Here is a 14,514-nt window from a genome sequence, read left to right on the forward strand (position 1 = left end):
ATGCTAACCCGTATTAAAGACTTAGCCACAAAATTAGCGCCCCGTTTAATTGAAATTCGCCGCCACATTCATGCTCACCCAGAACTCAGCGGTCAAGAATACCAAACTTCTGCCTTCGTTGCTGGTGTCTTGTCTTCTAGTGGTCTGCATGTAGAAGAAGGAATTGGTAAAACTGGGGTCATTGGAACATTGCAAAGCAACGGCACAGATGAGCGTATATTGGCAATTCGTACAGATATGGATGCTTTGCCAATTCAAGAACGTACAGGTTTGGAATATGCCTCTCGTTCAGAAGGTGTGATGCACGCTTGCGGTCATGATGTTCATACCACTGTGGGATTAGGTACAGCAATGGTACTTTCCCAAATGGCAGAGGAGTTAGGTGGGAAGGTGCGGTTTTTATTTCAGCCAGCCGAGGAAATAGCTCAAGGGGCAAACTGGATGGTCAAAGATGGGGCGATGAAAAACGTCTCAGGTGTCTTAGGCGTTCATGTTTTCCCTTCTATACCCGCAGGGTCTATTGGTGTGCGGTACGGGGCATTGACGGCAGCTGCTGATGATCTAGAGATTATCATTATCGGTGAATCTGGGCATGGGGCGCGTCCTCATGAAGCAATTGATGCGATTTGGATTGCATCGCAAGTAATCACGGGATTACAACAAGCCATTAGCCGTACACAGAATCCTTTACGTCCTGTGGTGTTGAGCATAGGCAAGATTAGTGGTGGTAGAGCGCCAAATATAATTGCTGATCAAGTACAGTTGTTGGGAACCGTGCGATCGCTCCATCCAGAAACCCGGACTCAACTCCCCAACTGGATTGAAAATATTGTAGCCAATGTGTGTCATTCTTACGGGGCGCGTTATCAAGTTAATTATCGCCAAGGCGTGCCCAGCGTGCAAAATGATTATGCCATGACGCAATTATTACAATCATCTGCCGAAGAAGCTTGGAGTAGCGATCGCGTCCAAGTCTTACCCGAACCTTCCCTGGGTGCTGAAGACTTTTCTGTGTATTTAGAACACGCCCCTGGTTCCATGTTTCGTCTCGGTGTAGGCTACAAAGATAGAATTATTAATCACCCCCTACACCATCCGGAATTTGAAGTCGATGAGTCTGCTATTATCACTGGCGTTGTGACGATGGCTTATGCTGCTTACAAATATTACTTGTGAACATAGGTTGGCACGAAAACAGACGATCGCCCAATATCAATCAAAGGCGATCGCCTGTTCTTTTGGGAATTAATCCCTATTCCTCATTCCTGATCCATACCAGACAACTTTGGCTATGGGTAGTCAAGTATTACTAGGCATTGGCTCCAGTCTTACTACCGCCCAATTTTTGTTGAATTTTGCTCTTAGCGGCTTTAAATTCTGTCGCCATTTGCTCAGTTTGGTTAGAACTTAAGTTGTTGCGAATCGCCGCAAACATTGTACTTTCTTCTTGACGAATATGGTCGCCAACACTATCCATTAATTGTCTGACTCTATCTTTGAATTCAGGTGCAGAAGGGTTAATAGCGCGGATTTGCTCCAACATTCGCTTCATTTCTGCTTGTTCGTCATAAAGCTCTTGGGTGTCGTTTTCACCATAGAAGGAACGCACTCTTGGGTACACAACTTCCTCTTCAGCTTCCGCGTGAGCAGTTAGGTCTTTGTAGATTTGACCAAAGTACTCTTGGATCTTTTGGGGATCATTGCTTTGCAGTAATTCTGTAAACAGAATATTTACCTTGTTGTGATCCAGACGAATCACATCTTGGATATTCATATCTTTTTTGTCACTGGTTTGAGTCACCGCACTACCGACTGCACCACTAAATGCAGCAACAGCATCTTGAACTCGTGCCCAAATTCCTTGATCTGCATCTTGTCCGGTGAGTTCACGAACACCTAGGACTTCTAATATACCTTTGAGTTGCTCTTGATGAGCGCGGTTTTCAAAGTTAACAGTATTTAAAGGCCCAATTGCTGCCATCACGTCAGCACCAACTTTTTGAGCAGCTTTGTGGATTGTAATACCAGACATTGCTTGTTGATGCTTTAACAGTTCATGCTGGAATACTTTTTCATAGAAGCTCAATTCAGAGCCTTGCATCACTTGACGAATTGTTTTGAGCATTTCTTGAACTGTTTTGTTTGGCTCTTGTTGGATGCCATATTGAACTATTACAGTTTCGAGAACGCCTTGATTTTTTTGGTCATCTTCGAGCATCTTCCGAAAGCGATCTGTGATTTCACTATCGGTTGATTCTCTTAAAAACAGTTGTTCGTTTTCGATAATCAACTGTTGAACCAATTTTAAATCTGCCAATTTTTTAGCAATAGCATTACGCTTTGTATCATCTAAAGTAGATACCATGCTTCAGTTCTCCTCTGAAAAAATGTTCGGATCGTTACTTGTTTTAGGTTGTCATATTGCTTAGTTATATTTCATCTTTCTTTTGAGCGATCGCCTTCGTAACTCTAGATAGAAAAACAGAGTTTTTTCGCTATATTTCTACTTTTATACTCCTAGGCAGATAAATTCATAATCTGTACTCCACCTCTAGGTAGATAAAAAAAATAGCATAGTTCTATAAATTTACTCAAAGGATATTTGCATATAAAAAACAAATATTTTATTAGCAAGTTAAAGCTGATATTTAATAGCTATTCTGTCAGTAAAAAATAGGATCATCAATAATGGAAACTACAGGCGCAGAATCAACTTCCACACCATTTCCCAATATTCCCCCAATTATTGAAAGTGACGACAAAGAATATCTTGATACTGGTGTACCCAGCACAGTAGCGATCGCCGGACATCCTTTACACCCCCTAACAGTGATCTTTCCTATCGCTTTTTTAGCGGGTGCCTTAGGTAGTGATGTGGGCTATTGGTTAACTAATGATTTTTTCTGGGCTAGGGCATCGCTCTGGTTAATTGGCTTGGGTTTACTGGGGGGTATCGTTGCTGCCATAACTGGTATGAGTGACTTCTTGAGAATTGAACGTGTCCGCAAGCGCACCGCAGGGTGGACACACATGATTCTTAATGTGGCAATTTTGTTATTGACAGCCCTCAATTTCATCTTGCGTCTGGGTAATGCTGATGCTCGAATATTACCTTGGGGATTATTGATTTCGTTGGTTGTCGGGACATTGACTAGCGTTTCCGGTTGGTTTGGGGCTGAACTTTCCTATCGCCATAAAATTGGTGTTGTGGGTGCTGGGAGCAGAAGATATCCGTAGACTCATCTCTGGCCCATTTAAATGGGCAGGGATACTTATCTTCTCGGTTTCAATTCCTAGCAACCACTAAACACTCATTTGGCGCTTTAGCAAGCATCTGGTTAAAGGCCGGAGTATAGCGCCCATTTTCATCGACAATCCGCCGCAGAGTATATTCTCCCACGTTGGAAATTCCGCCAAACCAAGAGTTTTTACGATACCAAGTATCTCCATTGTTAGAGTTTTCAGCTCGACACAGTGTAGCGTCAATGATCCACTCAGGAATCCGCACTCCTAATACCCAGGGTATGACTTGCGATCGCTGTAAAGTTTCATCTTCAAATTGAATTTGGTACTTTAATTGCGTCAATTGAACGGAAAACAGTAATAACCAACCTAGAATTGAGCGATGAAAAGTCCACTGCAACGGCGCAAACACTGGTAATATTAAACTTAGCTGTTGTGTGTCCCATTCTAAGTTGTACATTGTGATGCAATCATCTGGAAGCGGGTTACCATCCAGAAAAAAAACACCCTTCAAGACAGTTGGTAAGTTTGTTTGTTGAATCGGAATCATCCAGGTGGCAATATTATCTAGTTGCCTGTTCTCAATTGAGCCAATCATCATTTTTGAGCAAAGCCTTGTAGTACTAAATCATTGGGAGTAACTGCTGTTACTCTTTCAAAATTCCACTTAACTTCTGTGATTGATTCCCATTGATATTTTTGGAAAAGATACAAACAAAAAACTTTAATTAAGCCAACAGATAATGAGCGTCCAGGACAAATTCGCTCATGCTCTTGGCCATTCCAAGATAAGATATCTGAAAAATCCCGATTCACATCAAAACTATCAGGATTTTCATATCTTGTAGCATCACGATTAGCTGTGAAAATAGAACCAAGTAACCGCGTACCTTTTTGAAATGGACATCGCTGTTCACCTATTTTAACTTCACCTGACTCAGTAGTAAGTTGACTGACAAATCGCACAGGTGGATAAAGACGAGCCGTTTCTAGAATAACTTGATTGAGCAGAGGTAAGTGTTCTAATGCGGATGCATTCAAGGTTTCTTGATGGTTCCAGACAGCATTAATTTCTGATATTACGTCATTTCTTAATGCATGATCTTGGCATAAAACACCAATTACAGATCCTAAAAGCGCACTTGTACCAGCCGTACCAGCAATATGAATCATATCGAATATACTGTTAGCAATCTGATGGGCATTCAATTGATATTGGCTACCAATTTCTAGATAAGATGCCCATAGTGGAGATTGTTGATACTTCTCGATTAAACGCCGACGATGGCGAATTTTCGGTGCTGTGATGATGGCTAATAAATATCTGCTGACAAAATTAGGTAAGGATGCGAGAGCCAGAGTTTGAATATAACTATTCGATGCTGTAATTTCTGCTTCAGATAATGAAATTTCCCACACAAGTTGATGCAAAATAGACAGTATCATCTTAGGCAAATCATTGCCGATGTGGATTTCTCCTTTGTGGGCAGCTACTAATAAACTTTGATTTACTAGCTCACCAATGACATTTATTTTGGCAGATGGATCTGGCAAAGCTTGTTTAAAAACAGCACGAATTCCTGTATGTTCATTGCCGTTCATTCCCAAACTCAGGGGATTATTTAGCAAGTAGCTAGGAGCTAACATTCTAATTATGCCTAAATCATTGCCCCGTAATTGCGGCTCAACGTGCATGAGTTCTTTCACTTGGGAGTGAGAAGAATGCATAATCGCCTGATCTACGGCAAAATACTTGTCTCCAATATGTTCCTTGCGAATATAGAGAAAGTCTTTCCATTGCTGGAGTATGAGCAAAGCTTCTCTGTAGTAAGCAATTAGGCGAAACAGCCTGCCAAGGGTAGTATCATAACCAACTTTAGCAAGACGGTGAGAAAGCCGAATTTGGCGATCGTGAGCTTGAAGTATTTTGGAAGTTTCCATAGTTTCTCACTTGTGAATAGGTGATGGGGGAGATGAGCGCGATCAGGAGGCTAAGGAAAAAGCATGTATTAAAAGCCCAAAACATATGCCCCTATACACTGCCTCTCTAGCCTCTAGCCCCTCAGATATTAATGCTTTGAGGAATTTTAGACGGGAGCAAATATTCATAAGGTGGGCGGTGTAAATTGCGTTCTTTGATGGTGGCTTCTACCTGTTGAAGATGACTCTGGAATTTCTCTAACAAGGGTTTTATCTGCGGATCTGTGAAGTGTCGTTGCGGATACTCACCAAGCTTGTTGTAATATACAGAACCCAGCAAAGTCAGTACATTTAATTGTCGTTGTGCTTGTCCTAAAGGCGGAAGTAAAGTTAGGTAGTCTTGCTCACTAACGTTGCCTTTGAGGGTTGTCGCTGGCAAATAACCTGCTAAGGGTATACCTGGGTAACTCATCAAATCTTTTTGGGGGAAATTCACCGCAGCGTGTTGGGCACTACCAGTGAAAATAATTAAAGTCACGGCGTCAATTAGGTAAGCCCGTGTCTTAATTCCTCCATCTTCGCCAAAGTCAATTACACGTCCGCCATCGTCAGCTTGCGCTTCGGCTGCCCATGCTTGCAGGGCTGTATCATTTTGAATATCTTGATCTGTCTTGTAGTAAAGGCTGAGATAATCTGATACCCATTGATGGATAGCATCCCAAACTAGTAGTGCATCATCTCGGTAAGGATAAACAGGTAATAAGTTGGGATCTTCTACACCACGCTGTTTCAATTGTTGCGGTAACATGGCTTGATTGAAAGCATAGGTTTGCAACCCACGCACTGCTAATACCCGTGAGTTATCGACTGTTGATGCAAGTAATCTATCAACACCGCCGCTAGGAGCGATGAGAACTCGTTGGGCGGCATCGTTAATTGCTAAAGTGCCTTCAAAATGGGGACGTAGTAATAAATTGAGGGGATGGCTAGGAGATAACTGGCGATGGGTTGTGATGACAAAAGGCCCAATAAACAGATGTGTTCTCCCCAGGTGACTAACAGCTTCATGAAAGTTGCCATCTGCTATGTAGACGACGGTTTTGGCAAATAGCCAAGCATATTCACCAGAATTGGGGGTAATAATCGGGTAATCAGTTCCGGGAGTTTGTCCACATTGAATAGCTATAGGGCGCAGTAAACGATTAGGATCAGATCCTTTGGGTAATGCAAACAGCGCCAGAGGTGCATAGATATATTTTTGCGTATTAGGAAATGTGCCGTTGATCGCACCATCTAAAATTTTATAATCTGCTAGATAGAGTCTTCCTTCTTCTCCTGCCATTGCTAATGAATCCTCACTACCCATGACGGCTTGGTAATGTTCCTCTTGGACGGGGAAGTTATCACCTGGAATTTTTACCCGTTTAATCACCAGAGGATTGTAGCCACCTACTTGCATATATGCAAAAACTTCATCTTGCTGAAAAGTTTGAGCGATCGCTTGTGGCTTCATGATCGGAAATATCTTTTCGTAATCTTGAAGATTGCTCACATGCCCTGTAGGATGGCCCTCATATAGCAGGGCTGTGACGCGATCTAAAGAATCTTGAAATATCTTGAGTCCGTTTTCGCGGATCATGGAAAAAAACAGATCATCGAGTTCCCGAAAATCTTTAGATAGTCCGAGAATTAAAACCTTCGGAATAATTGGCAGCAGTTGAGTAATAATACTAATCTTGACGGGTATTGCCCCTTTAATTAAGGCTTCTAAAATAAACCATTTCACATCATCACGAACCGATTGGGAACCACGATTCCCCCGATTGGTGATGATAGTATTCACGACAATCACCTTTAGTACTTGGGCTAACAAATAAATCCACTGATTTGAGAACAACTCTGAACCAGGAAGCTGATCCACCATTGCTAGAGGTGGAATATGAGTATAGTTATATTGATATTGTTTCTTAGCTGCTTCCAGGTCTTGAGTGATGGGTCTACTGATGGAATTATCTGATGATGAAGCCGTCATAAACACTCCTCTTGTGTAGTGGTTTGACAATACTTTAAAAGTTAATTGAAAAAACCTCCTGTAATTTTTTTTATCAATGAGATTGATCAGCTGTAATTTTCGTGTTTTCAATAGTTGAGTGCTACACAGGATTATCGCAAGTAAGTTTAGACTTACGGTTTTTTTAAAAGAAATCTTAGGAAGTTCCCAGATTTAGGGAGGAAGACAATCCTTCTTCCCCATTCCCCATTTCCTGCTATATCATGGCTTGTATGCATTCCCAGCAACATAAAATTGGGTGATCTGAGCGTAGAACTATGGATAAGCAAGCGATACAAGTAATTGGAGGTGGATTAGCTGGGACAGAAGCAGCTTGGCAAATAGCTCAGGCTGGAGTGCCGGTGATTTTACATGAAATGCGCCCCAAACGCTTTAGCCCAGCCCATCATACAGAACATCTGGCAGAATTAGTATGTAGTAATTCATTTGGGGCAATGGCAAGCGATCGCGCTACAGGATTGTTGCATGAAGAACTACGCCAACTTGGTTCTATAGTCATTGCTAAAGCCGATGAACACGCTGTTCCGGCTGGTGGGGCGCTAGCTGTAGATAGAGGACAATTTAGCCAAGACTTAACGGAAACTGTATCGAATCATCCTTTAGTGGAATTTCGGCGCGGTGAAGTTCCAGCTATTCCTGAAGGTATTGTGGTGTTAGCAACCGGGCCTTTAACCAGTCCTGATTTAGCCGCAGACTTGCACCGTTTGACGGGGATGGAATACCTCAGCTTTTTTGATGCCGCTAGCCCCATTGTCGTCGGTGAATCAATTAACCATGATATTGCTTTTATGGCGTCGCGTTATGACAAAGGTGAAGCTGCTTACCTCAACTGTCCGATGAACAAAGAACAATATCTGCGGTTTTGGCAAGAACTACGTCAAGCGGAACAAACTGAATTAAAAGACTTTGAACGGGAAACGGCAAAATTTTTTGAAGCTTGTTTGCCTATTGAAGAACAAGCGCACCGGGGAGAAGACACCATGCGCTACGGCCCCCTAAAACCAGTAGGATTGTCTGATAGTCGCACAGGGGAACGTCCTTATGCTGTGGTGCAGCTACGCCAAGAAGATAAAGCCGGCCAACTATGGAATATGGTAGGATTCCAAACTAACTTGCGCTGGGGTGAACAAAAGCGAGTCTTCCGCCTCATTCCTGGTTTAGAAAATGCGGAATTTGTGCGTTTGGGAGTGATGCACCGCAATACTTTTATTAATGCACCCCAATTAATGTACCCGACCTTACAATTTAAACAACGTCCCACTGTGTTCGCCGCTGGACAGTTGATTGGTACTGAAGGTTACACCGCAGCCGCCGCCGATGGTTGGTTAGCGGGAACCAATGCTGCGCGGTTAGCTTTGGGTAAGGAATTATTAACAGCACCAGTAAATACCATGATGGGGGCGTTATTAGAATTTATTAGTTCGGCTTCACCCAAGCATTTCCAACCAATGCCACCAAATTTTGGCATTTTGCCGGATTTAGGCGTGAAAATCAAAAGTAAGCCAGAGCGTTATGGACGTTACCGCGATCGCTCTTTGGCTGATTTGGCAAGTTGGAAAAGTCAGTTTTAAACTGTTAGGATTTTCTCAGTTTTGGGAATAATGCTGTTGACGCCTGCAATTGTTTGGCTGAATCAACAGCATGAGATCGCTATTTATCCATCTAACAAGAATTTTTTGGTTACGTCTTGCATTTGGCTGTATTTTATGCATATTAGTAGCACTACCAGTATCTGCAACTACAGCACCATCAGTTGATATCCTGCGACAGCAACAGCAACAAATTAAACAAGAGCGTGAAAAAACCATACAGCAGCGCGATCGCTTGACTAATTTGCAAGAAGCCGCTGAACAACGACTGACTGGAATCAACCAAAACTTGCAAACTACAAATAGTCATATTCAAGACAGTGAATTACAATTACAACAAGCGACAGAAAACCTCCAGCAGTTAGAAGCTGATTTAGTTGTCGCGGAAAATTCTTATGCAGAACGCCAAGCAGCAACAGTAGCCAGATTGCGATATCTTCAGCGATCGCCTGCTTCTCAAGGATGGGCTGTGTTATTACAAAGCCAAAATATCAGCGACTTTATCAGTCGGCGGCGGCAATTAAAGTTAGTGTATCAGGCAGACCAGAAGATTTTGGCGAAACTCAATGAACAAGCCAACGAAATCCAGCAACAAAAAATGGCAGTAGAACAGCAAAAGAATGAAATTGCTTTGATTCGCCAGCAGTTGCTAGCACAAAAAACTGATTATCAAACTCAAGCAGAATCACAATCAGAACTAATCGAACGCCTAAATAGCGATCGCCTGGCGTTGGAAACTGCACAAAACCAGCTAGATCGAGATTCCCAAAACTTAGAAGTTTTAATTCAACAAAAAGTAGCCGCAGCCCAAGCTAAAGCCAATAGCCGCACCAATATCCTCATTCGGGGAACGGGAATACTCATTTATCCCAGCGATGCCCGCACTAGCAGCGCCTTTGGTTGGCGGACACATCCGATTTTGGGATATCGGCGCTTTCACTCAGGATTAGATTTTGCCGCTAGTCATGGCAGTAGAATCCGCGCCGCCGATTCCGGAACCGTAATTTTTGCCGGGTGGTATGGCGGTTATGGTAGAACGGTAATTATTGACCACGGTAAAGGCATGACTACCCTGTATGCCCATGCCAGCGAATTATTTGTGAATGACGGGCAAACTGTAGAAAGAGGTCAAGCGATCGCGGCTGTGGGTTCCACAGGCTTATCTACTGGGCCCCATCTGCATTTTGAAGTACGTCGTCATGGTTCCCCCATCAACCCTGCCGATTTTCTCTAAAACGTGCTATGATCAGCCAGTATTAGGGCGCGTGGCTCAGTGGATAGAGCAACAGATTCCGGTTCTGTGGGTCGGGGGTTCAAATCCCTCCGCGCTCGTTGTCTAAAGTGATTAATTATTTGTCTGCCTTGAGAGATTAATGCTTTGTTATTACTCTCGTCATATTAAATTTGAAACCCTATTTTGAGGTTAGTCCGCGCAGGCGGACTTTGTTTGTGTAGCCGCGATTTATAATCGCCTAGATTATTCTCGTCCCCAGAGTCATAGAAGAGCGCTAAATACCTGCTGAGAGGGGTTTTGAAACCAAAATAGCAGCCAGCGAACTGTGGCGATCTCACTCATGTAAAATCTTCGTGGTTAGCTATTAGATACAAAGCAGAATTAGCAGTAGCTACTCAAAAAACTTATGAAACTCTGAGCAAAAAGACCAATCAAGATGATATATATGATCAGCTAGTTAAAAGATTATTTAAAGATAGATTACATCAAGCAAATATTAATCATATAGTTTTTGCTAGACGTGGTAAAACGGCACGAGAAGAAGCACTACAACAAGCTATTAATCAAGCAAAAAAGAATTTTGAAACTAAATGGCAAATCTCTTCAGATAGTCAAACTATTATTAAACCAGCTTACCCATCAGAGTATGCTGGCTTGCAGGTTGTTGATTACTATTTATGGGCTTTACAAAGATTATATGAACGTCATGAAGATAAGTATTTTATTCCACTTGCTCAGAAATACAGGATGATTATGGATTTAGATGATCGGCGAAATAAGAACTATGGAGAGTGGTACACCGATTCTAACCCGCTATCATTGGATAAACTTAAATGGTTTGTGGGCTAGGTTCAAGTAGACAAGCTACTCAAACACACGGCATGAAGCCGACGTTCACCCATGATTATATTATATCATTTATAATAGAAAGTCTCAAATATTTAAATGTTTGGTTGATATTAAAATTATGTCGCTTTTGATGACCATATCATGAGCGATCGCTGGCAACATCCCTAAAACAGAAACAACCTTCAGTGTGACCAGTGACTAAAATCTGGACATGAGGACTGAATGGCGCAGATATAGCAGTGGATAAGATTTTCGCCCCTATACCATTATAGAGGTCTGCATAGGCAAAGTTCATTTGTTCTAGGGGCCTACTTTGCAGATATGGTTGCCAAATACTTAAATCAGAAAATTTATATGAGAAGTTTTACCGTTTATTTCCTATTTTATCATTTTACGACCGAATAAATGCGGACGTTCGCCAACAGCATCATAAATTCAGGGGCTTTATGCATCACAGTAGGTAATTTGATCTAATTTGTGCAACTTGCGAATATTCGGAATTGGTTTTTATATTTATCAAGTTTTTATAAATTTTATTTTCTACATAATCATTTACGATTACTATGTCAGTCTTTATCTATAGGTGACATCTTTGAGATAGAACAAATCATCTACAATTGTCATATCACAAAAGATTGTCAAATTAATGATTACAGAAACGGTGATTATATGAATTTATTATCTGCAACTACCCCAAAAACCTTTAGCCTGTTAAGTATTGGTCAACGAGGAGTAGGCAAAACAGTTTTTCTGGCCGGTAGCTACGCAGAATTACATCCCGATAATCACCCAGACAATTCTCAACAGATGTGGTTTGATTGTCAAGATAGCAATGTGCAAGCCAATCTAGAAAAAATTAAAAAGCATGTTGCTCGCACTGGTCAATACCCGCCACCGACAATTAGAATTACTAACTTTAACTTTAGTTTGAAACGTCAAAGTGTCTCGGGGGCAAAAACCCTATGTAATTTTCGTTGGTGGGATATTCCTGGGGAATTCTCTAATATTGTTAATCCTGCATTTCAAGATATGATATTTTCTACCAATAGCTGCTGTGTATTTATTAATGCCCACGCTTTGATTCAAGATCCAGATTACCCACGGGTACTAGAAGATATTTTCAACCAGGTAGCGGCGATCGCTTCCGTAATCTCCAAGTATAATGTAAAATACGCTTTTGCGTTAATTTTAACTAAGTGCGACCTCATCGAACTTAATTCAGCTACCCAGCAACGAATTACCAAGAAACTGGAACCGCTGACTACGTATCTTGATAATTTGAAAGCCACACATCAAACATTTTATTCCGCTATTCCCATTGTCTCTTTAGAAGGTGTTTCCCGTCTCCAAGCAAAAGGTGCAGCTACTCCACTGCTTTGGATTTTATCACAACTAAATGATGCTCATGAACAGTCATTTTTCCAAACATTGTCTAGTAGATTCACCCAAATCTTTATGGGACAGGGATTATCATTAAAGACCCGGAGGTCTATTTTAATTATGTCCTTAGTAAGTGTTAGTTTCGTAGGGGCGATCGCTTCACTGTTATTGGTCTTAAATTTATTGAGAATTTTTCCTCAGCAAATGCCAATAATCCAACAATCACCAAACCCTACTCAACAAAATGATATTGACAACTAAATACTCAACAAAGTTTCCTCTACTAACCTAGAAACCCAGATTAAGTTTGACTATTTTAATTACGAATTGCTCTTAGTATGACCCCTTTGCTTTTAGGTCAACTTGTATATACTAGTTTTGCTGGCGTGGGATTTACAACTCTGGTGAGTACAGAAGTTCCCGCAGAAGTTCAGCAGGCCTTTATCCAAGAGGTGGTTTATCAGTACTGGGATTCCTACAATCCACCAAGTGCTGGATATCAAGCGGCTTATTTATATCAAGTCACCCCAGAGCAATGCTTGTTTGGTTGGTTATACAACGATGGACTAGATGATTTCGGTCGCAGCGATGTCCCTTACTTTGTTTGTTACTATTTAGCAGGTAAACTACAGCCTATTCAACTGGAAAATATTTTTATTTGCCTACGCACCGGGCCAGCAACTCTCATAGACAGGCAAAATGTCCCAGATACTTTAGAAAACGTAGTCGCTCCCGACTTGTGGAATTATCATTCTGCTCGTGCTGGGGTGGAGATTCCTCGAGATAAAATTGACCAAAGCCAAATGGCTCTTCAGGAGGGAGAATTACTCAATTTATTTGCCTTCACAGTTGATGGGAAAATACCCAGCATTTCCATTTCTCATCGAGATTCATTGGCTGTTGCAACACCACTATATGCCCATGACACCATCATTCCCCAAGAGATACCTATAGTAATACGGTCAGCAGAAGATTATCGCCAGATACTTTTGGGTAAAGCTCAGTCCCAATATAAGGCAAAAAAACTTCTTCCCCATTCAGAACAATTGACTTTAATACTGGGGATCATCGTATCCATGACGGCGCTGCTGGCTTTGGTCCCAGGTAGCTATTATGCCAGTTCCTATTTTTTGAAAGTCACACCTTTTGAGGCCAGTGTCCCCCAGACTCCAGATTTTACTCCCTCTCCCAATCCCGTACCATCTCCCCAAAATCTTGCTCTCACTCAAACTTTGGCTGGTCACGGAGATTCTGTTTGGTCTGTTGCTCTCACCGCCAATGGACAGACTTTGGTGAGTGCTAGTGCCGATAAAACTATTAAAGTTTGGAATGTAAATCCTGGCAAAATTATATCCACACTGGAAGGACATACCGATACCGTCAGAGAGATCGCAATCAGTTCAGATGGTCAAACTCTGGTCAGTGGTAGTGGAGACAAGACAATTAAGGTTTGGAATTTGCAGACCTTCGAGATTATCAGGACAATTACTCCTAATGGCGGCCCTGTGTGGTCAGTTGCCATCAGTTCCGATGGACAGACCTTAGTCAGTGGTACTGAAGACGGTAATATCCAAATTTGGAACTTTCACACAGGTCAACTGCTGCGGACAATTCAGGGACATGAAAGTCGGGTGTTCTCGGTTGCTATCAGTCCCGACGGGGAAACTTTAGCTACAGGGGGTCTTGACAAAACCATTAAGATTTGGGATATGTATACAGGGGAATTGCGTCAGGCGATCGCCCAACATAATGACGCTGTGAGATATGTGGCCTTTAGCCGCGATGGAGAAACACTCGCCAGTGCCAGTTGGGATCAAAGTATTAAAATTTGGGATCTGCAAACAGGCAAACTACTGCATACACTGCTAGGACATACCTCACGGGTAGTTACTCTGAGTATGGGACTGGATGGGCAGACTCTCCTCAGTGGCAGTATTGATAATATGGTCAAAATGTGGGATATGCAAACAGGTAACGTGCTGCAAACCCTCTCTGGTCATAGCGACTGGGTTTTAGCTTTGGCCACCAACCCTACCCAAAAAATCCTAGTCAGTAGCAGTAAAGATAAGACAATTCGCATTTGGCAGCCTCAAATAAAAAACTGAAGTTAGCATTTAAGCGAATTATTTATCTGGCTTTTTACATCATGTGGAAAAGTCCACGAAAAATCTAACTTCCAAACCAGGAATTCAAAGTCTCTCTCCTGCGAGGCTACCGTGTACATTAGG

The 14,514-nt window shown here is 42.0% G+C and carries 13 protein-coding genes and 1 tRNA gene; 9 read left to right on the top strand and 5 right to left on the bottom strand.

Annotation, left to right across the window (positions count from 1 at the left end; translation table 11 throughout):
* Positions 1–1,176 (top strand): M20 family metallopeptidase, encoded by a 1,176-nt coding sequence (locus ACM0OT_RS15570; protein WP_414565258.1) that lies wholly within the window; start codon positions 1–3, stop codon positions 1,174–1,176.
* On the top strand, positions 1,173–1,313 hold the full coding sequence (locus ACM0OT_RS15575) for a hypothetical protein (protein ID WP_414565259.1): 141 nt from the start codon (positions 1,173–1,175) through the stop codon (positions 1,311–1,313). The genes ACM0OT_RS15570 and ACM0OT_RS15575 overlap by 4 nt, the downstream gene beginning before the upstream one ends.
* Here the strand turns inward: ACM0OT_RS15575 and ACM0OT_RS15580 are convergent.
* A complete protein-coding gene (locus tag ACM0OT_RS15580) occupies positions 1,310–2,365 on the bottom strand; it encodes a hemerythrin domain-containing protein (protein ID WP_414565260.1) in 1,056 nt (351 codons plus the stop codon). The genes ACM0OT_RS15575 and ACM0OT_RS15580 overlap by 4 nt on opposite strands.
* 323 nt (positions 2,366–2,688) lie before the next feature.
* Here ACM0OT_RS15580 and ACM0OT_RS15585 point away from each other — a divergent pair, with 323 nt between their 5' ends.
* A complete protein-coding gene (locus tag ACM0OT_RS15585; protein ID WP_414565261.1) occupies positions 2,689–3,237 on the top strand; it encodes a DUF2231 domain-containing protein in 549 nt (182 codons plus the stop codon).
* Positions 3,238–3,286: 49 nt separating this feature from the next.
* On the opposite strand, the gene ACM0OT_RS15590 is transcribed toward ACM0OT_RS15585, so the two are convergent.
* The 3 genes from ACM0OT_RS15590 to ACM0OT_RS15600 all read right to left on the bottom strand — a co-directional run bounded on the left by ACM0OT_RS15590 (position 3,287) and on the right by ACM0OT_RS15600 (position 7,195).
* Positions 3,287–3,844 (bottom strand): hypothetical protein, encoded by a 558-nt coding sequence (locus tag ACM0OT_RS15590; RefSeq protein WP_414565262.1) that lies wholly within the window; start codon positions 3,842–3,844, stop codon positions 3,287–3,289.
* On the bottom strand, positions 3,841–5,184 hold the full coding sequence (locus tag ACM0OT_RS15595; protein WP_414565263.1) for a cytochrome P450: 1,344 nt from the start codon (positions 5,182–5,184) through the stop codon (positions 3,841–3,843). Before ACM0OT_RS15595 ends, ACM0OT_RS15590 begins: the two co-directional genes overlap by 4 nt.
* 121 nt (positions 5,185–5,305) lie before the next feature.
* Positions 5,306–7,195, bottom strand: a complete 1,890-nt coding sequence (locus ACM0OT_RS15600) for a lipoxygenase family protein (RefSeq protein WP_414565265.1) — start codon at positions 7,193–7,195, stop codon at positions 5,306–5,308.
* Between the two features lie 296 nt (positions 7,196–7,491).
* Between ACM0OT_RS15600 and trmFO the strand changes: the two genes are divergently transcribed.
* The 4 genes from trmFO (at position 7,492) to ACM0OT_RS15620 (ending at position 10,906) form a co-directional block, all read left to right on the top strand.
* Positions 7,492–8,805, top strand: a complete 1,314-nt coding sequence (gene trmFO, locus ACM0OT_RS15605) for an FADH(2)-oxidizing methylenetetrahydrofolate--tRNA-(uracil(54)-C(5))-methyltransferase TrmFO (RefSeq protein ID WP_414565266.1) — start codon at positions 7,492–7,494, stop codon at positions 8,803–8,805.
* A 70-nt stretch (positions 8,806–8,875) separates the two neighbouring features.
* A complete protein-coding gene (locus ACM0OT_RS15610; RefSeq protein WP_414565267.1) occupies positions 8,876–10,057 on the top strand; it encodes a murein hydrolase activator EnvC family protein in 1,182 nt (393 codons plus the stop codon).
* A gap of 25 nt (positions 10,058–10,082) precedes the next feature.
* Positions 10,083–10,155, top strand: a tRNA-Arg gene (locus ACM0OT_RS15615).
* A 316-nt stretch (positions 10,156–10,471) separates the two neighbouring features.
* Positions 10,472–10,906 carry a DUF3800 domain-containing protein gene (locus ACM0OT_RS15620; protein ID WP_414565334.1) on the top strand — a complete coding sequence of 145 codons (435 nt, stop codon included), beginning with the start codon at positions 10,472–10,474 and terminating at the stop codon, positions 10,904–10,906.
* A gap of 139 nt (positions 10,907–11,045) precedes the next feature.
* Here the strand turns inward: ACM0OT_RS15620 and ACM0OT_RS15625 are convergent, their stop codons facing one another.
* Complete coding sequence (locus ACM0OT_RS15625) at positions 11,046–11,201, bottom strand: hypothetical protein (protein ID WP_414565268.1); 156 nt, start codon at positions 11,199–11,201, stop codon at positions 11,046–11,048.
* A gap of 374 nt (positions 11,202–11,575) precedes the next feature.
* On the opposite strand from ACM0OT_RS15625, the gene ACM0OT_RS15630 reads away from it, so the two are divergent.
* Both ACM0OT_RS15630 and ACM0OT_RS15635 read left to right on the top strand, forming a co-directional pair.
* Positions 11,576–12,547 (top strand): hypothetical protein, encoded by a 972-nt coding sequence (locus tag ACM0OT_RS15630; protein ID WP_414565269.1) that lies wholly within the window; start codon positions 11,576–11,578, stop codon positions 12,545–12,547.
* Positions 12,548–12,624: 77 nt separating this feature from the next.
* Complete coding sequence (locus ACM0OT_RS15635; protein ID WP_414565270.1) at positions 12,625–14,391, top strand: WD40 repeat domain-containing protein; 1,767 nt, start codon at positions 12,625–12,627, stop codon at positions 14,389–14,391.
* Positions 14,392–14,514 lie beyond the last annotated feature (123 nt).

It is taken from the genome of Anabaena sp. CCY 9613, assembly GCF_963920895.1.
GTDB lineage: Bacteria > Cyanobacteriota > Cyanobacteriia > Cyanobacteriales > Nostocaceae > Cyanocohniella.